This window comes from Curtobacterium sp. ABR8, from assembly GCF_057812125.1.
The window spans coordinates 3,692,716-3,714,957 of record NZ_CM173818.1 but is presented as its reverse complement, the minus strand read 5'-3'; the positions used below and the strand labels follow the sequence as shown (position 1 = coordinate 3,714,957).

Below are 22,242 nucleotides of genomic sequence, written 5' to 3'. Positions count from 1 at the left end.
CTTCGTCGCGTCCGGGAGCGGCCGTCAGCCGCCCCGACGTCCGGAGAACGCAGGACCGTCGCCTTCCCAGTGGGCGCCCCGTAGCGTGTCCGCCCGACAGGGAGAGTCACCACATGGAGTTCCAACACATCGCGGGAGTCGGTCGCCGCGCATGGCGGTGGAGCCGCACGTCCGGCACGCAGCCGAGACTGCTGCACGCTGCCAAGGCCGCCGGCGCCGCGGCACTGGCCTGGGTCATCGCCAGGCACGTGCCCGGGGTCGCGTCCGACTACCCGTACTACGCACCCCTCGGGGCGATCGTCGCGATGCAGACGACGGTCTACGCCGGACTGCGGAACGGCATCCAGACGCTCGTCGGCATCCTGCTCGGCATCGCCGTCGCGGGCTTCACGATGCTCGTGGGGGACCCGGGGATCCTCGCCGTGGCCCTGGCCGTCGGCATCGGGGTGCTCGTCGGCGGGTTCCGGGTGCTCGGCGAGGGCAGCACCTGGGTCTCGACAGCGGCGTTGTTCGTGCTGCTCGTCGGCGGGGCCAACGCGGAGGGCTACTCGTTCGGGTACCTCGTGCAGATGGGCATCGGCGTGGTCGTCGGCCTGCTCGTGAACTTCCTGGTGTTCCCCCCGCTGCACTTCTGGGACGCGGAGCGCCGGATCGACGAGGTGAACGCCGTGCTGGCCGCACACCTGGAAGGCCTGGCGGGCGTGCTGGAGAGCGGCAAGCGGGACGAGGACGCCTGGAACCGGCAGCAGGACAAGCTCGACCGTGCGATCGCCGACGTGCGCGCGCGGGTGTCCGTCGCCCACGAGAGCCGGAAGATCAACCCGCGTGGGGCGCTCCGCGGGTCCCGCGCGCGGCTGCAGCAGGACGGCGCCAGGTTCCGCGCGTTGGAGCGCGTCGCCTGGTACACGACCGACCTCACCGAGCTCGTGGCGCGGTCCGGTCCGGTCTCCTCGAACCTCGGCCGGCCCGACCCGGCCTTCACGGAGCCGCTGGCCGCTGCGATCCGCCAGCTCGCGTGCGTCATCCGCGGGGACTGCCCGGAGGACGAGGGCGACGAAGCGATCGAGCGGCTCGAGCACGCGCTCGACGCCTCGCGCGAGAACCCCTCGCACGTCGCGGTGACGGCGTCGGCGCTGGTGGCGCTGCGGGGCATCGTGGAGTCCGAGCGCCGCGCGACGGACAATCTCGACACCCGCACCGGTCCGTCGGCGTTCCACCGTCCGCGCGGCTGACACGGGATCAGGCACGACCCGTGCTCCGTAGACTCGCACCGTGACCGTCCTACCCCGCATCGCCGTCCTCGGCCCGGTCACGGTGACGGGTGCGGACGGCGAGCAGACGGCGGTGCCGGGCGCGCTCGCACGGTCGTTCCTGACGGCACTGGTACTCGCGCGCGGCCACGCCCTGACCACCGAGTCCCTGATCGAGGAACTCTGGCCGGACGCGCAGCCGCGGGGCGCCCGCGCGGCGCTGCAGACGCTCGTTTCCCGTCTGCGCCGGACCGTGGCGGAGGGCCTCGTGGTGTCGACGAGCACCGGGTACGCGTTGGGCGGCGGCCCCGAGGACGTCGACCTCGTCCGCGCCGAGCGTGCTGCGGGCGTCGCGGGGCCGGCAGCGGTCCGCGCCGCACTCGACCTCTGGCGCGGCGATCCGGGCGCCGACGTCGAGGGGGACCTGGGTGCGGCGCTCACGGACCGTGCCGCAGCGCTCCGTCGCACGCTCCGCAGGGCGCTCGGCGGCACGTTGCTCGACGAGGGCCACGCCGACGAGGCCGCCGAACTCTGGGCGGCGGAAGCCGCCGCCGACCCCTACGACGAGATCGCGGTCGCCGGCTCGATGCGCGCCCTCGCCGCGGCCGGCCGCACGAGCCAGGCCATCGCCGTCTTCGCGGCGCACCGCGACCGACTCGCCGACGAACTCGGCGCCGATCCCTCGGCCGACCTGGTCCGCCTCAACGCTGACTTGCTGCGCCGCTCCGGCCCCGCGACGGGCGGCGTCCGGCGCATCGGGCTGCGTGCCGCGCCGAACACCTTGGTCGGGAGGCAGGAGGACCTCGTCGCCGTCGCGGACCTGCTGTCCACCGGGCGGCTGGTCACCATCCTCGGAGCGGGTGGGCTGGGCAAGACCCGCCTCGCACAGGCGGTCGCAGCCGACCTGCCGCCGACCCAGGGCGTCGTCGTGTTCGAGCTGGCGCCGCTCGCCACGGGCGACGACGTCGTGCCGGCACTCGGTGCACTCCTCGGGATCGCCGAGTTCCGGTCCACCCGGTCGCTCCGGGACGCCGTCGCCGCAGACCTGCGCACCCGGGTGGTACGAGCACTCGCCGACGGACCCACCGTGCTCGTCCTGGACAACTGCGAACACCTGGTGGCCGAGGTCGCCGCCTTCGCCGCGGACCTGCTCGCGACCGTGCCCACCCTGCGGATCCTGACGACCTCGCGCGCCCCGCTCGCCATCGCCGGTGAGGTCGTGGCTCCCCTGGCGCCGCTGCCCGTCGAGGCCGACGGCGCCGCGGTCCGGTTGTTCACCGAGCGGGCGCGGGCCGCACGACCCGGCGCCGTGCTGCCCGTGGACGCCGTTCGCCGGATCTGCACGCGGCTCGACGGCTCGCCACTGGCCATCGAACTCGCGGCGGCTCGGATCCGCGGGATGAGTGCCGACGAGATCGAGCGCCGACTGGACGACCGGTTCGCGCTCCTGCGTGGCGGTGACCGGAGCGCTCCGGAGCGGCACCGGACCCTGCTCGCCGTGATCGAGTGGAGCTGGCGCCTGCTCGACGACGGGGCACAGGACCTGCTGACGCGTCTGGCACTGTTCCCGGACGGGCTCGCGGTCGACGCGGTCGAGGCCGTCGCTGCTCCGGACCGCCGGGCGGACGCGCTCGACGACCTCGCCGAACTCGTGGAACAGTCGCTCGTGCAGCTCGTCGAGCACGAGGGCGGGCCCGTGCGGTACCGGCTGCTCGAGACCGTGCGTGAGTTCGGGGCCACCCGGCTCGAGGCGCGCGGTGCGACCGAGGCCGTCCGCACGGCGATGATCGGCTGGGGGCGTGACTTCGCCGCCGACCGCAACCTGCTCACGATCACGGGTGCCGCACAGCTCGACCGGTTCCGTGAGGTCGCCCGCGAATCCGACAACCTCGTCACCCTGCTCCGCTGGAGCCTGGCGGTCGACGACACCTCGGCGGTCGCGCACCTGTTCGCGGCCCTCGGCGGCTACTGGTCGCTGCGCGGGGCGCACGGCGAGGTCGTCGCACTCGGCCCCGAGGTCGTCCCCGCCCTGCGCCGTACCCGACCGGTCGCCGAGGACCGCGCCGCCACCGTGCTCGGGCTCGTGGTCACCGGCGGGTCGTCCGCGTTCAGCGACAAACGGACCGCTGCCCTGGCGGTGTCGACCCTGCGCCGGATGATGCGCGACGGCACCACCGGGTTCGCCGTGCTCGACGCCCAGGCGGCCCTGCTGCTCACCCTGGGGCGACCGGCCGACGGTCACACCCTGCTCGCCCGCTACCGCGACGACCCGGAGCCCGGTGTCGCCTGCCTGGCGAACATGCTCAGCGCGCCCCTCGCCGAGAACGACGGGGATTCCGCCGACGCCCTGCGGTACGCGACCCGCGCCGCGACCCTCTCGCGCACGAGTGATGACGCCTGGACCACCGGGTCGATCGCCGTCACGATGACCCAGCTCCTGGCGCAGACCGGCCGGCACGCCGACGCCCTGCGCTCCGCCGAGGTCGCCCGCGAACAGCTCGAACGGTTCGGGGCCGACGACGACCTGTACGAGATCGGCTGGACCGTCGGGCTCTGCGCCGCGAGCACCGGCGACGTCGTCCGTGCCCGGCAGGTCGCCGACGACCTCCAGCACCGGCCGGTCGAGGCCCGCGGCGGGTTCGACGAAGACCGGGTGCAGATCGGCGTCCTCGCGATGGCCATCGGCGCGGAGTGCTCGCGCTGGGAGGGAGCCCTCGACCACGCCGCGGCGGAGTACGCCCGCGCGTGGGACTCCGTGCTGCCCCTGCGGAAGCAGACACCCCACTGGACGCTCATGGCGGGCTCGGCGCGGATCGCGGCGCGGGACGAGGCGGCGGTGCGCCGGTCCGACGGAGCCGTGACGGGCCTCCCGGTCGACGACGTGGCGGTCGCGAGACGCCTGCGCGTCGGTGCGCTCGTGATGCTGCGCGTCCACCCGTGGTGGCTGGACCTGCCCGTGATCGGCACCGCCCTGCTCGGGTTGGCGCTCGCCGCCGCCCGTGACGGGCAGCGGGAGCACGCAGCCCGGTGCTGGGGGCTGGCGATCCGACTCGGTTCGCGGCAGGACTTCGGCGTGCTCGCACACACACGGATGCGGCAGGTGCTGGCCGGAGCCCTCGGCGCCACGGTGCTGGCGGACGCCGAGACGGCCTCGGCCGGATCGAACCGGGCCGAGGCCGTCTCGCAGGCGCGGCTCCTGCTCGATGAGCTGCGGTTCCGCGTGCGCTGACGGCGCCCGTCAGGCCTTCCGCATGTACGCGCGGACCGTCAGCGGTGCGAACACCGCGACGACGACCGCTGCGCCGAGCAGGCTGATCCAGAGGTCGACGCCCACCGTGCCGTGGTTCACGAGGTCGCGGACCGCCGTGATCAGGTGCGAGATCGGGTTGACCTCGGAGAACCAGCGCAACCAGTCCGGCAGGGTGTCCGCCGGCACGAACGCGTTCGACAGGAACGTCAGCGGGAACAGCACCATGTTGGAGATGCCGGAGACGCTCGACGCCGTCCGCGCGACGACGCCGAAGTAGGCGAAGATCCAGCTGATCGCCCAGGCGACGACGATGACCAGCAGCCCGGCCAGGACGACCGCGCCGAAACCGCCGGCCGGACGCAGACCCATGATGATGCCGACCGTGAAGGTGATCGTCGTGGCGATCGCGTACCGGACGGTGTCGGCGAGCAACGCACCCGCGAGCGGGGCGATCCGGGCGATGGGCAGGGACTTGAAGCGGTCGAAGACGCCCTTGTCCATGTCCTCGCGCAGCTGCACGCCCGTCACGATCGACGACGTGATGTTCGTCTGCACGAGGATGCCCGGGATGATGATCGGCAGGTAGCTCGCGACGTCACCGGCGATCGCGCCACCGAAGATGTACGTGAACATCACGGTGAAGATGATCGGCATCAGGGTGACGTCGAACAGCTGCTCCGGGGTGCGCCGGACCTTGATCAGGCCGCGGTACGCCATCGTGAGCGACTGCCGGACGGTGGCGCCGAGACCGGTCGCACCGACGCCGGGACGTGGGGTGACCCGGGGCGCAGCGGTGCCCGTGGGCGTGGTGATGGTGGTCATGCGATGCTCCCTGCGAGTTCGCGGTCAGTGCTGTCGGTGTCGTCGTCGGTGGTCGCCGGAGCACCCGTGATGGTCAGGAAGACCTCGTCGAGGGTGGGCTTCTGCACGCTCATCTCGGCGAGGGTGATGCCGGCCTCGCGGAACGACACGAGCAGGTCGGTCACACGGTCCGGGTCCGACATCGGTGCGGTGAGGCGTGAACCCTCGGGGCTGGCCACCGCGTCGACACCGAGGGTGTTCCGCACGATCGAGCGCGCGGCGTCGAGCCGGAGCACATCGGTCAGGCGGAGCTGCAGCGACGAACTCCCGATCGAGGCCTTCAGCTCGTCGCTCGTGCCCTCGGCGACCACCTTGCCGTGGTCGATCACCGCGATGCGGTCGGCGAGCTGGTCCGCCTCGTCCAGGTACTGCGTCGTCAGCAGCACGGTCGACCCCGTCGCCACCAGCTCGCGGATGGTGTCCCACATCTGCGCACGGGTCCGGGGGTCGAGCCCCGTGGTGGGCTCGTCGAGGAAGATCAGCGGCGGCTGGGCGATGAGGCTCGCGGCCAGGTCCAGCCGGCGACGCATGCCACCGGAGAAGTTCTTGAGCGGGCGCGACGCGGCCTCGGTCAGCCCGAAGCGCTCGAGCAGCTCCACGGCCTTGCGCTTCGCGTCGGCGCGGGACAGCCCGAGCAGGCGCGCGAAGACCACCAGGTTCTCGGTCGCGCTGAGCGTCTCGTCGACACTGGCGTACTGACCGGTCACCCCGATGAGGGTGCGGACCGTCTGCGCCTCACGCCGGACGTCGTGCCCGAAGATCCGGGCCTCGCCGCCGTCGGCCTTGAGCAGGGTCGCGAGCATGGAGATGGTGGTGGTCTTGCCGGCGCCGTTGGGACCGAGCACGCCGTAGACCGTGCCGGCCTCCACGCGGAGGTCGACACCGTCCACTGCGCGGTTCGTCCCGAAGGTCTTCACGAGGCCGGAGGCCTCCACCGCGAGCGGTGTCGTGGTCATCGAAATGTCCTTTCGTCGATGTCGAGGACGATGGTGCCGCGGGGCGCTCACGCGGCACTGACGTGGCGCTGACATCGGTGGACAGCACGCGTCAGGAAGGTGCTGTGCAGGACTGTCGGGAGGCGCGGTGCGGCCCCGGTACGGTGGTCGCGTGGACGAGACGGCGGGCCTGCAGGGCGGCGGTGACGCCGGCAGCGTCCGGCTGCGGCTGGACATCGCGTACGACGGGGCCGCGTTCTCCGGGTGGGCCCGGCAACCCGGGCTGCGGACCGTGCAGGGCGCGCTCGAGGCCGCCCTCGCCACCGTGTTCACCCGGTGGGGCGAGCCGCCACTGCTCACCGTCGCCGGACGCACCGACGCCGGCGTGCACGCCACCGGACAGGTCGCCCACCTCGACCTGTCGGCCGAGCAGTGGGACGCGCTCAGCGCCAAGCGCGGCTCGGGGCGCTCGCCGCTCGACGGGCTCGTGAAACGAGTGAACGGCATCGCGGCATCCGAGGGCGACGTCGTCGTCACCCGGGCCTCGGTCGCGCCGGACGGGTTCGACGCCCGGTTCTCCCCGCTCTGGCGACGGTACGAGTACCGGATCGCGGACGCCGACGCCCCGCGCGATCCACGTCGACGTGGACACACCGTCTGGCACGGGGCGAGCCTCGACCCGGCAGCGATGGAGCGTGGTGCGCTGACGTTGCTCGGGCTGCACGACTTCGCGACGTTCTGCAAGCCGCGCGAGGGAGCGACGACCATCCGGACGTTGCAGCAGTTCCGCTGGGACCGCGAGCCGGACGGCGTGCTGGTGGCGCGCCTCCAGGCCGACGCCTTCTGCCACTCCATGGTGCGCGCGATGGTGGGGGCGACCATCGCCGTCGGCGAGGGGCGGTTCGGTCCGCAGCAGCTCGAGGAGCTCCGCGTCGCCGGGGCGCGGACGAGCGTGTTCAAGACGGCGCCGGCGAAGGGGCTGACGCTGACCGAGGTGGGGTACCCGGCGGACGGGGAGCTCGCGGGGCGGGCGGAGCAGACGCGGGCGCGGCGGGGGTGAACGCTCGGCCCTGATGTTGCACGTGCGATACGTATCATTGCACAACTTGAAATACGAACGGTCAGTCTGCCAGGATCGGTGACGGCGAAGAAGCCGCAACGATTGGGGTAAAAATGAACCGAGTTCGTACCGTCGGGGTGATCGGGGCAATTGTCACCGGCGCCATGCTGAGCACAGTGGGCGCAACCGCTGCGACGGCAACACCTGCGTCGACGATCTCAGCGTCGGCCAACGCTGTCCAGCGTGGCGTTCCGGTGCCGGTCCCGACGAGGTCGAACCCTGTGCCGAGCTCGCCTGCCCCGCAGGGGGAGATCTCGACGGATCGAGTACCGATCGGGACGATCGTCAACTGGATCAAGAAGAACGCGCCGTCGATCGTCACCGGCATGAAGAACGCGGTCCGGAGCGGTGTCAAGGCGTTCAAGAACTGGTGGAACGGGTTGGCGGGCTGGATCCGCACCGGGATCACGGCTGTCGGCAACTTGAGCGTGACCGAGCTCTTCAGCGCGCTCTGGAACTACTTCTTCGGTTGATCCGAGACGGCTGCGGGGATCGGTGAAACCCTCCCCGCAGCCGTGGCTCGAGAGGAGCACCATGCTTGAGATGGTCGACGTTCGCTTGCGCGGGCGTGGTCGCCCGCGCCTGGACGGGGTGAGCATCCGTTTCGACCCAGGAGTCGTGTACGGCCTGATCGGTCCGAACGGGGCCGGGAAGTCGTCGTTGATGTCAGTACTCGCGCAGCTGGTCCCGGCCTCGTCGGGAAGGTTGTCGTCACCTCCTGCCCTCGTCGGGGCCGTCTTGTCGGACAACGGACTTCACCCGGGACGGACTGTCCGCGAGACCATCCGCCTGCGTGGCCTGTACGCGCGGGTGGGAGCGGAAGCCGCTGACGATGCGCTCCGCCGAGCTGGCTTGGAGTCCGTTGCACGCCGGAGGGTCGGCACGCTGTCCCTCGGCATGCGCATGCGCTTGGCGATCGCTGCAGCGACCATCGGCGAGCCCGGCCTCGTGATCCTCGACGAACCGATGAACGGTCTCGATCCGAACGGGATCTCGTGGGTCAGGTCGGTCATCGCAGACCTGCGGAGCCGGGGCGTGATCGTCGTGGTGTCGAGCCACCTCTTGAGCGAACTGGCGCAGTTCATCGACGTCGCGGTGATCATCAGTGCCGGAACGATCACACGCATCGAGTCGATGCGTGGCATCGGACAGATCGGCTGTCTCATCCGAGTGAGCGATCCGGCCGCGTTGATCGACATCTTGGGTCGGCAGGGCTACAGGAGCGCGATGCGCAGTGAATGGGTGAGCGTCGACCGGCCCGCGCCGGACGTTGTTCGAGAAGCGGTCAGGAATTCGCTCGACGTCCTCGGCGTCGAGGAACGTGGGATCGACCTCGAGGACCTCTACGCGACCACCTCCACAGGTGAGCACGTGGCGGGGGAGGCGCGATGATCTCGTTCGTCCAGAGCTCGTTCCTGGAGCTCCGCAAACGCACCGATACGCAGGGGGCCATCGCTGCGTACGCGCTGTTGTGTGCCGTGGTCATCGCCTGCGGTGCGCTCAGCATCTCTGTCGTGAAGTCGGCTCCGTCCTTCGGAGCCGGCGAAGTGCTCGTGATCGTTGGTCTCCCGGTGGCGCTTGCATCGGCGATCGTCGGCGTCGTGTTCGGTGTGGGCGACGGACGGGTCGGTGGTGAACGCGACGGAATACTCACGGGTCTTTCGCGTGACACGCTCTACCTCGCGCGCGTATGTGCTTGTGCTGCGATGGTGACTGGTCTGGTCATCGCGAGCGCAGTTGTGAGCTTTGTCTCCGTCATCGTGGCCGGCGCGCTCGGTGGTGAGTTGTCGTCGGTGTCCTTCGTCGCACAACTCGGAGAGGTCGCTGCGCTCGCCTTCTCGGCGGCAGCCCTGGGCTTCGGCCTCGGTGCATCGCTTCGAGGCCTCGCGCTTGCACTCGTGAGTGTCCTCTTGATCATCCTCGTCGTCGACACGACGCTGGCGCTCGCCGGGCCCTGGTCGGACTTCATCCGGTTCAGCACCGTTCAGGCAGGGGTGACTGGATCTGCTCCGTTCCCGCCTTCTGCGACGTCCGGGCTCTTGTGGGTCGGCGTTCCTCTGGTCGGAGGCTGGCTCCGCACGCGTTCAGCGGAGGTGTGACGTGGCAGACACAAGAACGCACGATCGACAGCGATCGATCGGCACGGGGACCCTCATCGTCATTGCGACCCTCGGCTTGTTCGTCGTCGGGGTCAACGGCCAAGCACCGTCGATCCGACTCGTCGCTGCCGGGATCGCCGTCCTCTCCGGTGCAGCCTCCCTCTGGTTCACGCGCAAGCGCAGTGGCCTGTGGGGCTGGTACGCGATCACCGTCGCTGTCGTGCTCTTCCGGCTGGTGGGCGGAGCGTGAACCGGGGCAAGCACGTCCCGCTGATGTTGCCGAGCGCAATCATTTACCTCGACGCAACCTGAGGGACTCCGCAGGTCGGTAGCGTGCGGGCATGCCCAACCTCCTCGGGCGCACTCTGCTGTGCGCCACGGCTGCCGCGACGCTCCTCGCCGCCCCGCTCGTCACCGTCACCGCCGCCAGCGCGAACCCCGAGGGGAGCGGCCTCGTCATCGAGGAGGCCTACCTGAAGGCGGGCAGCAACGGCGCCTTCTACAACCAGAAGTTCATCGAGATCGGCAACCCGACCGACGCCCCGGTGTCACTCGACGGTTGGTCGCTGCAGTACCGCTCGGCGACGAGCGCCGGCGCCTTCTCGACGAGCGCGCTCGAGGGCACGGTCCCGGCCGAGGGCACCTTCCTGGTGTCGATGGCCGGCAACGGCGGGGCCACCGCGGTCGGTGCGGACCTGCCGACGGCGGACGACACCGCGTCGCTGAACCCCTCCGGCACCACGGGCACGATCGTGCTGTCGAACACCGCCACACCGCTGACGCTCGCCGCCGGCCCGGTGCCGACCGGTACCGCGGGCGTCGTCGACCTGCTCGGCTACGGCGCCTCGAACACGTACGAGGGCACGGTACGCACCGTCGAGGGCGCGAACGGCGTGCCGAACGGCCTCGTGCGTCAGGGCACCACGGACACCGACGACAACGGGGCCGACTTCTCGGGGACGACGACCCTGACGCCGCGGAACGCCGCCGGTGCGACGACCGCGCCGACCGACCCGACCGAGCCCACCGACCCGACGGAGCCGACGGACCCCGGCGCGCCCGCCGAGGCCGTCACCATCGCCCAGCTGCAGGGCACCACGGACACCTCGCCCTACGCCGGCACGACCGTCACCACCGACGGCGTCGTCACCGCGGTCTACGCGTCCGGCGGCTTCAACGGCTACACGATCCAGACCCCGGGCACCGGCGGCGCGATCGACCTCGGTACCCACACGGCCTCGGACGCCGTCTTCGTCTTCTCGTCCGCGACCGCCGGGCTGGTGGCGGAGGGCGACCACGTGCGCGTCACCGGTGGGGTCTCCGAGTACTTCGGCCTGACCGAGCTCACGGTGTCGAGTGCGGCGTCCTTCGAGAAGCTCGCCGACACCGTCGTCGCCCCGCAACCCGCCGCGGTCGCGTTCCCGTCCTCGGACGCACAGCGGGAGTCGCTCGAGAGCATGCTCATCGCGCCGCAGGGCTCCTACACGGTCGCCGACAACTACACGACGAACCAGTACGGCGAGGTCGTCCTCGCCAGCGGTGCGGGCCGGCTCGTCCAGCCGACCGAGGTCGGCCGTCCGGGCAGCGCCGAGGCGAAGGCCGTCGAGGCGTCGAACGCCGCGCGCAAGGTGACGCTCGACGACGGTGCCAGCACCAACTTCCTGACGAAGGCGAACCAGGGCATCCCGGTGTCGTGGCTCACCCAGGGGCCGGTCACCGTCGGCGCGACCGCCACGTTCTCGCAGCCGGTCGTCCTCGACTACCGCAACAGCGGGTGGAAGTTCCAGCCGACCGCGCCGATCACCGGCGCGACCCCGGCAGCCGACCTGCCCGCGTCGTTCTCGACCGTGCGGCAGGCGAAGCCGCAGGACGTCGGCGGCGACCTGAAGCTCGCCGGGTTCAACGTGTTGAACTACTTCCCGACCACCGGCGACCAGCTCACCGGCTGCTCGTACTACACCGACCGCGCGGGCGACCCCGTCACGGTCAACTCGGGCTGCGACGCCCGCGGTGCTGCCGAGGAAGAGGACTTCCTGCGTCAGCAGGTCAAGATCGTCAAGGCGATCAACGGCCTCGGCGCCGACGTCGTCTCGCTCGAGGAGATCGAGAACTCGGCCCGCTTCGGCCAGGACCGCGACGCCGCCGTGGCCACCCTCGTCGACGCGCTCAACGCCGCCACCGGCGAGGAGACCTGGGCGTACGCGAAGTCGCCCGCGACCGTGCCGGCGAGCGAGGACGTCATCCGCCTCGCGCTCATCTACAAGCAGGACCGTGTCGCACCCGTCGGCGAGTCCACGATCCTGCTCGACGACGCCTTCACGAACGCCCGGCAGCCCGTCGCGGACGCGTTCCGCCCCGTCGGTGGCATCGAGGACGACGACTTCCTGGTGATCGCGAACCACTTCAAGTCGAAGGGCTCCGGTACCGGCGAGAACGCCGACCAGGGCGACGGCCAGGGCGCCTCGAACGCCGACCGGGTGCGGCAGGCGAAGGCCCTCGTGACCTTCTCCACCGACATGCAGGCGCAGTACGGCACCGACAAGGTGTTCATGCTCGGCGACTTCAACGCCTACAGCAAGGAGGACCCGGTGGTCGTCCTCGACGACGCCGGCTACACCGACCTCGGCCCGGCGCTCGACGCCACCGAGTACTCGTACGTGTTCTCCGGCCTGAGCGGGTCGCTCGACCACGTGTTCGCCTCACCCGCCGCTGCCGAGACGGTCACGGGCGTGGACATCTGGAACATCAACTCGGTCGAGTCGGTGGGCCTGGAGTACAGCCGCTACAACTACAACGCGTCGGACCTGTACACCGACGACGTGTTCCGCGCGAGCGACCACGACCCGATCCTGGTCGGCTTCGACCTCGACGCCGCGGGGACGGACCCGGGCACGGACCCCGGGACGGACCCGGTGCCGACGCCGACGCCGGCACCGGTGCCGGCACCGGTGCCGACCCCGACCCCGGTGCCGACCCCGACCCCGACGCCGGTGCCGCCGGTCGACGGGATCACCCCGCCGGCTGGCCCGGCGGCGCCGTCGGAGTCGCTCCTGACCGAGGCGAACCGCGGCGGGGTGTCCGCACCGGCGACGGCCCGTGCGGGGGAGACCATCACGGTGACGGTCGGCTCGGCGGCTGCCGGTGACACGGTCGACGTGTGGCTGTTCTCGACCCCGACGCTGATCGGGACCGCGGAGGTCGCGGCCGACGGCACCGTGCGGGTGACGATCCCCTCGGACACCCCCGCTGGTGCGCACCGGCTCGCGGTGACGGCTGCTGACGGGAGCCTGATCGGCTGGACCCCGATCACGATCACGGCGGACGGACAGCTCGCGTTCACGGGTGCTTCCGGGCTCGGTGCCGGAGCGCTGGTCGCGTTCCTGCTGCTCGCGGCGGGTGCCGGCGTCATGATCGCGCGCCGTCGCCGGGCGACAGCCGCCGCCGCTTAGTCACGCCGCGCCGTGGGCGCGAGTGCAGGACGGACGGGAGGCCCGTGGCCAGGCGGTCACGGGCCTCCCGTCCGGCAGTGGCTGCGCTTGACCGAGGCGACCCGCGTCGGCTAGGCTCTCACCTTGGTCTGTGCGCCACGCGCGCCGGACAGTCAGATGAGCCCTCCACCCGGGCGTTCCGCCGGCTTCTGCCGCGGGGAACCCCGACCGGAGTGGGATTCACGGACTCCTCACCTCGACACGAAAGCAGCACTCCTGTGACTCGCACGTTCTCACCGAAGCCGGCAGACGTCCAGCACGACTGGATCGTCATCGACGCGACCGACGTCGTCCTCGGCCGTCTCGCCACCCACGCCGCGGCGCTCCTGCGCGGCAAGCACAAGGCCACCTTCGCCCAGCACATGGACATGGGTGACTACGTCATCATCGTGAACGCCGACAAGGTCGCCCTGACCGGGTCGAAGCTCGCGAAGAAGGTCTACTACCGCCACTCGGGCTACCCGGGCGGCCTCACGGCGACCTCCTACCCGGAGATGCTCGAGAAGCACCCCACCCGCGCCGTCGAGAAGGCGATCCGCGGCATGCTGCCGAAGAACACCCTCGGTCGCGAGCAGCTCAAGAAGCTGAAGGTCTACGCCGGCGCGGAGCACCCGCACTCCGCGCAGCAGCCCAAGGCGTACATCTTCGACCAGGTCGCACAGTAGTTCCGGCCACGACGACTTCAAGGACATAGAGAAACTCATGGCTCAGATCGCTGATTCCCTCGACCAGACCCCGGAGAGCTTCACCACGGAGAGCGCACCCGCCGCTGCCGAGGCCGCTCCCCGTCAGATCCTCAACGTCTCCGGCGGTGCCGTCGGGCGCCGCAAGGAGGCCATCGCGCGCGTTCGCCTCGTTCCGGGCTCCGGCACGTTCGTCGTGAACGGTCGCTCGCTCGAGGACTACTTCCCGAACAAGCTGCACCAGCAGCTCATCAACGACCCGTTCAAGGTCCTCGAGCTCCTCGGCTCGTACGACGTCGTCGCCCGCATCACCGGTGGCGGCCCCTCGGGTCAGGCCGGCGCGCTCCGCCTCGCCATCGCCCGCACCCTGAACGAGATCGACCGCGAGAACAACCGCGCGACCCTCAAGAAGGCTGGCTTCCTCACCCGTGACGCCCGCGTCATCGAGCGCAAGAAGGCCGGTCTCAAGAAGGCCCGCAAGGCTTCGCAGTTCTCGAAGCGCTAGTCGTCACCGGCTGAAGATCGCAATGCCGCGTCTGTTCGGTACCGACGGGGTTCGTGGTCTCGCCAACGGCGAGCTGACGGCCGCGCTCGCACTGGGTCTTGCCCAGGCGAGCGCGGCCGTCCTCACACACGGACACCATGCCGACGCCCGCCGGGCGTCCGGTCGGCCGCGCCCGCGCGCGGTCCTGGCGCGCGACCCGCGCGTCTCCGGTGAGTTCCTCGGTTCCGCTGTCGCGGCCGGACTCGCCTCCGCCGGCGTCGACGTCCTCGACGCCGGGGTCATCCCCACCCCCGCTGCGGCGTTCCTCGTCGCGGACATCGACGCCGACTTCGGCGTGATGATCTCCGCGTCGCACAACCCCGCCCCGGACAACGGGATCAAGTTCTTCGCAACGGGTGGTCGCAAGCTGCCGGACGAGGTCGAGGACCGCATCGAGGCGGCCATGCACGACCACTCCGCGCCGACCCCCACCGGCATCGACGTCGGGCGCATCTCGCGGTTCGCCGACGCCGAGGACCGCTACGTCGTCCACCTGCTCGGCACGCTGCCGCACCGGCTCGACGGCATCCACGTCGTGCTCGACTGCGCCAACGGTGCCGCCGCCGGCGTCTCGCCCGAGGTGTTCGTGAACGCCGGGGCACGCGTCACGCTCATCGGTGCCGACCCTGACGGCTGGAACATCAACGACGGTGTCGGTTCGACCCACATCGACAACCTGGCCCGTGCGGTGCTCGAGCACGGCGCGGACGTCGGCATCGCGCACGACGGCGACGCGGACCGCTGCCTGGCCGTGGACGCCGCGGGCAACGCCATCGACGGTGACCAGATCATGGCGATCCTGGCGCTGTCGCTGCAGGAACGCGGTCGGCTGAAGGACGACACCCTCGTCGCGACGGTCATGTCCAACCTCGGGCTCAAGCGGGCGATGGCCGACGCGGGCATCACCGTGATCGAGGCCGGCGTGGGGGACCGGTACGTGCTCGAGAAGATGACCGAGGGTGACTACTCCATCGGTGGCGAGCAGTCCGGCCACATCATCTTCAACGAGTACGCCACCACGGGCGACGGCATCCTGACCGGGCTGCACCTGGTGGCCGAGATGGCGCGCACGGGCAAGTCCCTGCAGGAGCTCGCCTCGTGCATGACGGTGTTCCCGCAGGTCCTGCTCAACGTCAGGGGCGTCGACCGTCACGGCCTCGCCGACCAGGGCGTGCAGGACGCCGTCGCCGCGGCGTCGGCAGCGCTCGGGGACACCGGGCGCGTGCTGCTCCGACCGTCGGGCACCGAGCCCGTGGTGCGCGTGATGGTCGAGGCCGCTTCGCAGGACGACGCCCAGCGCATCGCCGAGGAGCTCGCCGCAGTCGTGCAGGAGCGCTTGGCGCTCGACGCCGCGTAGGGTTCCCCTCCGCCGCTCACGGAACCAGGTTCCGGACACAGCACCGCGCTCTTCCGTGGTGTGGTGTCCGGAACCTGGTTCCGGGCGGCCCCCGGCTCAGATCTTGCGGAGCAGGACCGAGTTCACCTTGTGGTTCGCGCCCTTCTTCAGCACCAGCGTCGCGCGGGACCGGGTCGGCAGCACGTTCTCGAGCAGGTTCGGCTCGTTGATCGCCCGCCACACCTGCGTCGCCGTCTCGACCGCGTCCTCGCGTGAGAGCGACGCGAACCGGTGGAAGAACGAGTCCGGGCTCGAGAACGCCTCTTCCTGCAGCGCGAGGAACCGGTCGACGTACCAGGACTCGATGTCCTTGGTCTTCGCGTCGACGTAGATCGTGAAGTCGAACAGGTCGGACAGTGCGAGGCGCCCGTGCACCGGCGGGGCGAGGACGTTCAGGCCCTCGACGATGAGGATGTCCGGCTGGCGGACGACGATCTCGGCATCGGGCACGATGTCGTAGACCAGGTGCGAGTAGTACGGCGCCCGGACCTCGGTCGCGCCGCTCTTCACCTGGCTGACGAACCGCAGCAGGGAGCGACGGTCGTACGACTCCGGGAAGCCCTTGCGGTCCATGATCCCGCGACGCTCGAGCTCGGCGTTCGGGTACAGGAAGCCGTCGGTCGTCACGAGCTCGACCCGGGGGGTGTCCGGCCAGCGCTTCGTCAGCTCGCGCAGCAGACGGGCGACGGTGGACTTGCCGACGGCGACGGAACCGGCGACGCCGATGACGAACGGCGTGCGTCCGGCTCGCTCACCCAGGAAGCGGCTCGTCTCGGCGTGCAGGTCGCGCGCACCGGCCGCGTACAGCGTGAGCAGCCGCGACAGCGGGAGGTAGACCTCCTGCACCTCCTGCATGTCGAGCCGGTCACCGAGGCCGCGCAGCTGCACGATCTCGGTCTCGGTGAGCGACAGGTGCTCCTTGGGTGCGAGCTGCGACCACTCGTTGCGCGGGATCTCCACGAACGGGGTCGGGTGCGCGACGGCGGTCTCCGGGATCGGCATGGAGTCGAGCGTACAGACGGGCGGCCGTCAGCCGGGCAGGGCGGCGTCAGGCGGGCAGGGCGGCCTCGATGGCCGCGATCACCTCGGGGGCGTCCGGCTTCGTGGTCGGACGGAAGCGCGAGACGGTGCCGTCGGGTGCGACGAGGAACTTCTCGAAGTTCCAGCTCACGCGGCCGGCCTTGCCGTCGGCGTCCGGGGTCTCCTTCAGCGCCTGGTAGAGCGGATGGGCACTCTTGCCGTTGACCTTGACCTTCTCGGACATCGGGAAGGTGACGCCCCACGTGGTGGAGCAGTACTCGTCGATGGCCTCGGACGAGCCGAGCTCCTGCAGGAACTGGTTGCTCGGGAACCCGAGGACCGTGAAGCCCCGCGGGCCGTACTGCTTCTGGAGGGCCTCGAGCTGCTCGTACTGCGGGGCGAGACCGCACCGCGACGCCACGTTCACGACCAGCACCGCCTTGTCCGCGAACGAACCGAACGTGGTGTCCTCGCCGTGCAGCGTGGTGATGGCGATGTCGTCGAAGCGTCCCATGGCCGAAACGTTATCCCCAGCCCTGCTGCTTCGCAGGGTGCGCGCTCAGGCAGACCGTAGGATCGCTTCCATGTGTGGAATCGTCGGCTACGTCGGCAGCAACAGCAGCCAGGACGTCCTCCTCGGTGGCCTCCGTCGCCTCGAGTACCGCGGCTACGACTCGGCGGGCATCGCCGTGGTCGACCCCGCGGGGGACCTCGTCTCCGCCAAGAAGGCGGGCAAGCTCCAAGCCCTCGTCGACGAGCTCGAGTCGTCGCCGATCCCCGACGGCACCACGGGCATCGGGCACACCCGCTGGGCGACCCACGGTGGCCCGACGGACGGCAACGCGCACCCGCACCTGGCCGACGGCGACAAGCTCGCCCTCATCCACAACGGCATCATCGAGAACTTCTCCGAGCTGCGCGCCGAACTGCAGGCCGAGGGCATCGAGTTCCGCAGCGAGACCGACTCCGAGGTCGCCGCGCACCTGGTCGGTCGGGCGTTCCGCGAGACCGGTGACCTGACCGCCGCCATGCAGCAGGCCGTGCAGCGACTGGACGGGGCGTTCACGCTCCTCGTCGTGCACGCCGACCAGCCCGGCGTCGTCGTCGGCGCCCGTCGCAACTCCCCGCTCGTGGTCGGCCTCGGCGACGGCGAGAACTTCATGGGCTCGGACGTCGCCGCGTTCGTCGCCTACACGCAGCGTGCGCTGTCGATCGGGCAGGACGAGATCGCCACGATCCGCCCCGACGGCGTCGACGTCATCCACTTCGACGGCACCCCGGCCACGCCGAGCGAGTTCGAGGTGAACTGGGACGCCTCCGCCGCCGACAAGGGCGGGTGGTCCTCGTTCATGGCGAAGGAGATCAGCGAGGAGCCCGAGGCCGTCGCGAAGACGATCCTCGGCCGCGTGCACGACGGCGCCGTGACCCTGACCGACCTCGACCCGATCGCCGAACGTCTGGCGACCGTCGACCGCGTCATCGTGATCGCCTGCGGCACCGCTGCCTACGCCGGCGTCCTCGGCAAGTACGCCATCGAGCAGTGGGCTCGCATCCCGGTCGAGGTCGAGCTCGCGCACGAGTTCCGCTACCGCGACCCGGTGCTGAACGACCGCACGCTCGTCGTCTCGATCAGCCAGTCCGGCGAGACCATGGACACGCTGATGGCCGTCAAGTACGCCCGCGAGCAGGGCGCGCAGGTCCTGTCGATCTGCAACACCCAGGGCGCGACCATCCCGCGCGAGTCCGACGCCGTGATCTACACGCACGCCGGACCCGAGGTCGCCGTGGCCTCGACGAAGGCCTTCATCGCCCAGGGCGTCGCGCTGTACCTGCTCGGACTGCACCTGGCCACCCTGCGCGGCACGCTCACGCCCGAGCAGATCGCGGAGCAGGTCGCGGAGCTCGAGGGCCTCGCCCCGAAGCTGCAGCAGACCATCGACGACGCCGCCGGCATCAAGGACCTCGCGCGTTGGATGGCGGACACCCGCAGCGTCCTGTTCCTCGGCCGCCACGTCGGCTACCCGATCGCGCTCGAGGGTGCGCTCAAGCTCAAGGAACTCGCGTACATCCACGCCGAGGGCTTCGCCGCCGGTGAGCTCAAGCACGGCCCGATCGCGCTCATCGAGCCTGGGCAGATCGTCTTCGTCATCGTGCCGTCCCCGCGTGACCCGCGCTCGCTGCACCCGAAGGTCGTCTCGAACATCCAGGAGATCCGCGCCCGGGGTGCCCGGGTGATCGCCATCGCGGAAGAGGGCGACGCCGCCGTGCTGCCCTTCGCGGACGAGGTCCTGCGGATCCCGCTCGCGACCCCGCTGTTCGAGCCGCTGCTCGCCGTGGCGCCGCTGCACATGTTCGGCATGGAGCTCGCCGCGGCCAAGGGCCTCGACGTGGACCAGCCGCGCAACCTCGCGAAGTCGGTCACCGTCGAGTAGTCGCACGATGATCATCGGCATCGGGGTCGACGTGGTGGACCTGGAGCGGTTTGAACGGGTGCTGTCGCGCACGCCGGCGATGCGTGCGCGGCTGTTCACCCCGGCCGAGCAGGTCCGTGACGGCGAACCACGGCCGATCGCGTCGCTCGCGGCACGGTTCGCGGCAAAGGAGGCCCTGATCAAGGCCTTCGGGTCCAGCGCGGGGCTCAGCTGGCAGGACCTCGAGGTCGTGTCGGACGACCAGCGCAACCCGTCGCTGACGCTGCACCAACAGGCGCGACAGGTGGCGGATGCGCGTGGCGTGACGAGCGTGCACCTGTCGCTCTCGCATGATGGAGGGATCGCGACCGCGTTCGTGGTCCTGGAGGGGACGGTTCAGTGAGTGCGTTCACCGGGATCACGGTCGATCGTGAGGCCCTGATCGAGAACTACGCGACGATCGCCGAGCAGGTCGCGCCGTCCGGTGTCATCGCGGTGGTCAAGGCCAACGCCTACGGCCACGGCGCGCTCGACGCCGCTCGGGCCTTCGTGGACGCCGGTGCCGAGTGGCTCGGCGTCGCGGACATCGACGAAGCCGTCGCGCTCCGTCAGGGCGGCATCGACGAGGACGTCCGGATCCTCGCGTGGCTGCACGCCCCCGACGAGGACTTCCGTCGCGCAGCGCAGTACGACATCACCCCGGCGGTGTCGAGCGTCGAGCAGCTGTCGGCCGCTGCCGACTCCGAGGTCGGCGCCGTGCACATCTGCGTCGACACCGGCCTGAGTCGCAACGGTGCGGTCGAGTCCGAATGGGCCGAGCTGTTCGCCACCGCCGGGGCCCTGGCGAGGGGCGGCAACCGCACCCGTGTCGAGGGGCTGATGTCGCACCTGTCCAACGCGTCGCGCACGGACGACCTCGACCAGGACGCCGCACTGCAGCGCGCGCTCGACGGCCTCGCCGCGAACGGGATCGTGCCCGAGCTGGTGCACCTCGCCGCGAGTGCCGCGAGCATCGCCGTGCCGGAGACGCGCCGCGACCTGTCCCGCGTCGGACTCGCCCTCTACGGCCTGAGCCCGTTCGCCGACCGTACCTCCGCCGACCTCGGCCTCCGGCCGGCCATGCGTGTGACCGCTGCCGTGCTCCGCACCGTCGACGTCCGCGCCGGCGAGGGCGTGTCCTACGGCTACACCTGGCGGGCGTCGACCGACACCCGCCTCGCTGTCATCGGTCTCGGGTACGCCGACGGGTTCGACCGCGACTTCGGCAACCGGGTCTCGGTCCGGATCGGCGACCGCACGTTCCCGGTGGTCGGACGGGTCGCGATGAACGCCATGCACGTCGACGTCGGCGACGCCGACGTCAGCATCGGCGACGAAGCCGTGCTCTGGGGCGACCCGGCGAACGGCGACCCCGCGGTCGAGGACTGGGCCGCCGCGATCGGCACCATCAACTACGAGGTGGTCGCCCGGGTCGGCCACAGCGTGCACCGGAGGACGACGTGAGCTCCGCACCCCTGCGCCAGGCACGGATCGACCTGGACGCCTACCGCGCGAACCTCGACCTGGTCCGCGAGTGGATGGACCCCGTCGCGGTCATGGCGATCATGAAGGCCGACGCCTACGGGCACGGCCTCGAACCGATCGCGCTCGCCGCGGTGGACGCCGGCATCCGGTGGATCGGCGTGCTCACGGTCCCCGCGGCCCTGCGTCTGCGGTCGATCGGCGTCGGCGAGGACGTCCACCTGTTCACCTGGCAGCACGACCCGGACCTCGACTTCCGCGACGCCATCGACTCGGCTGTCGACCTCGGCGTCTCGAACGTCGCCGAGCTGCAGCGCGTCGTGGACGCCGTCGACCAGCGCCCGGCCCGGGTGCACCTCGGCGTCGACTCCGGACTGCACCGTGACGGCGCGACTCCCTCCGACTGGCCCGCACTCGTCGAGCTCGCCCGCGACGCCCAGCGGAACGGCCGCATCGAGGTCGTCGCCGCGTACACGCACCTGGCCGAGTCGTCCGACCACGAGGACAGTGCCGCAGTCGCCGTGTTCGACGCCGCGATCGAGATCGCCGAGGACCTGGGGCTCGACGTCCCGATGGAGCACGTCGCCGCATCGCTCGCCGGCTTGGAGCGCAAGGAGTTCCGCAAGGACATGGTCCGGATGGGTGCGAACCTGTTCGGCATCCCCGGCGCCGACGGTGTCTCGGCCGCCGACCTCGGGCTCGAACCCGTGATGACCCTGACGGCCTCGGTCGCCAAGACGAAGCGGGTCCCCGTCGACACCGGCGTCTCGTACGACTACACGTACCGCACCACCTCGGAGACCACCCTCGCGCTCGTGCCCGTCGGGTACGCGGACGGCGTCCCGCGTCTGGCGCAGGGCCGCATCGAGGTCGCGATCGGCGGCAAGCGCTACCCGATCGCCGGCCGCGTCGCGATGGACCAGTTCCTCGTCGACGTCGGCGACGACGACGTGCAGACCGGTGACACCGTGACGCTGTTCGGCACCGGCGAGCACGACGAGATGACGGTCCTCGACTGGGGCCGTTCGCTCGGCACCATCGGCGAGGAGATCGTCTGCCGCATCGGGACCCGCGTGCCGCGGTTCTACGAGGGCCACGACATCGAGGGACGCGTCGGGGAGTACCTGCGGGGCGACCAGTCGTGACCGAGGCCGCACGCGTCCTGCTCGACACGGCCGTCGACGGCACCGACGCGATGGGCGAACTCGGAGCGCGGTTGGCCGCGGTCCTGCGTGCCGGTGACCTGGTCGTGCTCACCGGGCCGCTCGGTGCCGGCAAGACGACGCTGACCCGTGGGCTCGGCGCTGCCCTCGGCGCGCGCGGCCAGGTGTCGAGCCCGACCTTCGTCCTCGCCCGGACGCACCCGACGACCGCCGGCCCGGACCTGGTGCACGTCGACGCGTACCGGCTGTCCGACCCCGTGGAGCTCGACGACCTCGACCTCGACTGGGACGCATCGATCGTCGTCGTCGAGTGGGGCCGCGGCATGGTCGACGGCATCAGCGACAACGTGCTCGACGTCGAGATCACGCGGGCGACCGGTGCCGACGCCTCCAGCACCGCCGAGGCCGACGACCCCGACGACGTCCCCGACGAGCCTCGCCGCGTCGTCGTCACCGCGTCCGGCCCGCGGTGGGCTGACGTCTCCCTCTGACACGGCCTCG

21 protein-coding genes are annotated in these 22,242 nt (G+C 71.0%); 16 read left to right on the top strand and 5 right to left on the bottom strand.

The window, feature by feature from the left end; genetic code table 11:
- The first annotated feature begins 113 nt into the window (after positions 1-113).
- Complete coding sequence (locus ACXKZB_RS17695; RefSeq protein WP_488824033.1) at positions 114-1,232, top strand: FUSC family protein; 1,119 nt, start codon at positions 114-116, stop codon at positions 1,230-1,232.
- 40 nt (positions 1,233-1,272) lie between these two features.
- On the top strand, positions 1,273-4,479 hold the full coding sequence (locus tag ACXKZB_RS17690; RefSeq protein ID WP_488824032.1) for an AfsR/SARP family transcriptional regulator: 3,207 nt from the start codon (positions 1,273-1,275) through the stop codon (positions 4,477-4,479).
- A 9-nt stretch (positions 4,480-4,488) separates the two neighbouring features.
- Here the strand turns inward: ACXKZB_RS17690 and ACXKZB_RS17685 are convergent, their stop codons facing one another.
- On the bottom strand, positions 4,489-5,322 hold the full coding sequence (locus ACXKZB_RS17685; protein WP_396289538.1) for an ABC transporter permease: 834 nt from the start codon (positions 5,320-5,322) through the stop codon (positions 4,489-4,491).
- Positions 5,319-6,317: an ATP-binding cassette domain-containing protein gene (locus tag ACXKZB_RS17680; RefSeq protein WP_488824031.1), complete on the bottom strand. Its 999-nt coding sequence runs from the start codon at positions 6,315-6,317 to the stop codon at positions 5,319-5,321. Before ACXKZB_RS17680 ends, ACXKZB_RS17685 begins: the two co-directional genes overlap by 4 nt.
- Positions 6,318-6,468: 151 nt before the next feature.
- Here ACXKZB_RS17680 and truA point away from each other — a divergent pair, with 151 nt between their 5' ends.
- Positions 6,469-7,356, top strand: coding sequence for a tRNA pseudouridine(38-40) synthase TruA (gene truA, locus ACXKZB_RS17675; RefSeq protein ID WP_488824030.1), 888 nt, complete (start codon positions 6,469-6,471; stop codon positions 7,354-7,356).
- Between the two features lie 61 nt (positions 7,357-7,417).
- Here truA and ACXKZB_RS17670 read toward each other — a convergent pair whose 3' ends face one another.
- The gene (locus ACXKZB_RS17670; RefSeq protein ID WP_488824029.1) at positions 7,418-7,744 is read right to left on the bottom strand and encodes a hypothetical protein; all 327 of its coding nucleotides are present in this window, start codon (positions 7,742-7,744) and stop codon (positions 7,418-7,420) included.
- Between ACXKZB_RS17670 and ACXKZB_RS17665 the strand changes: the two genes are divergently transcribed.
- From ACXKZB_RS17665 to glmM, 8 genes are all read left to right on the top strand, one after another.
- On the top strand, positions 7,743-7,889 hold the full coding sequence (locus tag ACXKZB_RS17665) for a hypothetical protein (protein ID WP_488824028.1): 147 nt from the start codon (positions 7,743-7,745) through the stop codon (positions 7,887-7,889). The genes ACXKZB_RS17670 and ACXKZB_RS17665 overlap by 2 nt on opposite strands.
- A gap of 61 nt (positions 7,890-7,950) precedes the next feature.
- A complete protein-coding gene (locus tag ACXKZB_RS17660) occupies positions 7,951-8,808 on the top strand; it encodes an ABC transporter ATP-binding protein (protein WP_488824027.1) in 858 nt (285 codons plus the stop codon).
- Positions 8,805-9,515, top strand: a complete 711-nt coding sequence (locus ACXKZB_RS17655; RefSeq protein ID WP_488824026.1) for a hypothetical protein — start codon at positions 8,805-8,807, stop codon at positions 9,513-9,515. Before ACXKZB_RS17660 ends, ACXKZB_RS17655 begins: the two co-directional genes overlap by 4 nt.
- A 1-nt stretch (position 9,516) precedes the next feature.
- On the top strand, positions 9,517-9,765 hold the full coding sequence (locus ACXKZB_RS17650) for a hypothetical protein (protein ID WP_488824025.1): 249 nt from the start codon (positions 9,517-9,519) through the stop codon (positions 9,763-9,765).
- 91 nt (positions 9,766-9,856) lie between these two features.
- Positions 9,857-12,964 (top strand): ExeM/NucH family extracellular endonuclease, encoded by a 3,108-nt coding sequence (locus ACXKZB_RS17645; protein WP_488824024.1) that lies wholly within the window; start codon positions 9,857-9,859, stop codon positions 12,962-12,964.
- A 257-nt stretch (positions 12,965-13,221) separates the two neighbouring features.
- Positions 13,222-13,668 (top strand): 50S ribosomal protein L13, encoded by a 447-nt coding sequence (rplM, locus tag ACXKZB_RS17640; RefSeq protein ID WP_071259898.1) that lies wholly within the window; start codon positions 13,222-13,224, stop codon positions 13,666-13,668.
- 37 nt (positions 13,669-13,705) lie between these two features.
- Entirely contained in the window at positions 13,706-14,191 is a 486-nt protein-coding gene (rpsI, locus tag ACXKZB_RS17635; protein WP_111083442.1) for a 30S ribosomal protein S9, read from the top strand.
- Positions 14,192-14,213: 22 nt separating this feature from the next.
- On the top strand, positions 14,214-15,587 hold the full coding sequence (glmM, locus tag ACXKZB_RS17630; RefSeq protein ID WP_222658784.1) for a phosphoglucosamine mutase: 1,374 nt from the start codon (positions 14,214-14,216) through the stop codon (positions 15,585-15,587).
- Between the two features lie 96 nt (positions 15,588-15,683).
- Here glmM and coaA read toward each other — a convergent pair whose 3' ends face one another.
- Positions 15,684-16,628 (bottom strand): type I pantothenate kinase, encoded by a 945-nt coding sequence (gene coaA / locus ACXKZB_RS17625; protein WP_488824023.1) that lies wholly within the window; start codon positions 16,626-16,628, stop codon positions 15,684-15,686.
- 46 nt (positions 16,629-16,674) lie between these two features.
- On the bottom strand, positions 16,675-17,160 hold the full coding sequence (locus ACXKZB_RS17620; protein ID WP_111083439.1) for a glutathione peroxidase: 486 nt from the start codon (positions 17,158-17,160) through the stop codon (positions 16,675-16,677).
- Between the two features lie 70 nt (positions 17,161-17,230).
- Here ACXKZB_RS17620 and glmS point away from each other — a divergent pair, with 70 nt between their 5' ends.
- From glmS to tsaE, 5 genes are read left to right on the top strand one after another with little or no spacing between them, the layout of a single operon-like run.
- On the top strand, positions 17,231-19,078 hold the full coding sequence (glmS, locus tag ACXKZB_RS17615; RefSeq protein WP_488824022.1) for a glutamine--fructose-6-phosphate transaminase (isomerizing): 1,848 nt from the start codon (positions 17,231-17,233) through the stop codon (positions 19,076-19,078).
- A 7-nt stretch (positions 19,079-19,085) separates the two neighbouring features.
- Positions 19,086-19,460: a holo-ACP synthase gene (locus ACXKZB_RS17610; protein WP_123311770.1), complete on the top strand. Its 375-nt coding sequence runs from the start codon at positions 19,086-19,088 to the stop codon at positions 19,458-19,460.
- Entirely contained in the window at positions 19,457-20,560 is a 1,104-nt protein-coding gene (alr, locus tag ACXKZB_RS17605) for an alanine racemase (protein WP_488824021.1), read from the top strand. The genes ACXKZB_RS17610 and alr (ACXKZB_RS17605) overlap by 4 nt, the downstream gene beginning before the upstream one ends.
- Entirely contained in the window at positions 20,557-21,723 is a 1,167-nt protein-coding gene (alr, locus tag ACXKZB_RS17600) for an alanine racemase (protein WP_488824020.1), read from the top strand. Before alr (ACXKZB_RS17605) ends, alr (ACXKZB_RS17600) begins: the two co-directional genes overlap by 4 nt.
- Entirely contained in the window at positions 21,720-22,232 is a 513-nt protein-coding gene (gene tsaE, locus ACXKZB_RS17595; protein ID WP_488824019.1) for a tRNA (adenosine(37)-N6)-threonylcarbamoyltransferase complex ATPase subunit type 1 TsaE, read from the top strand. The genes alr (ACXKZB_RS17600) and tsaE overlap by 4 nt, the downstream gene beginning before the upstream one ends.
- Positions 22,233-22,242 lie beyond the last annotated feature (10 nt).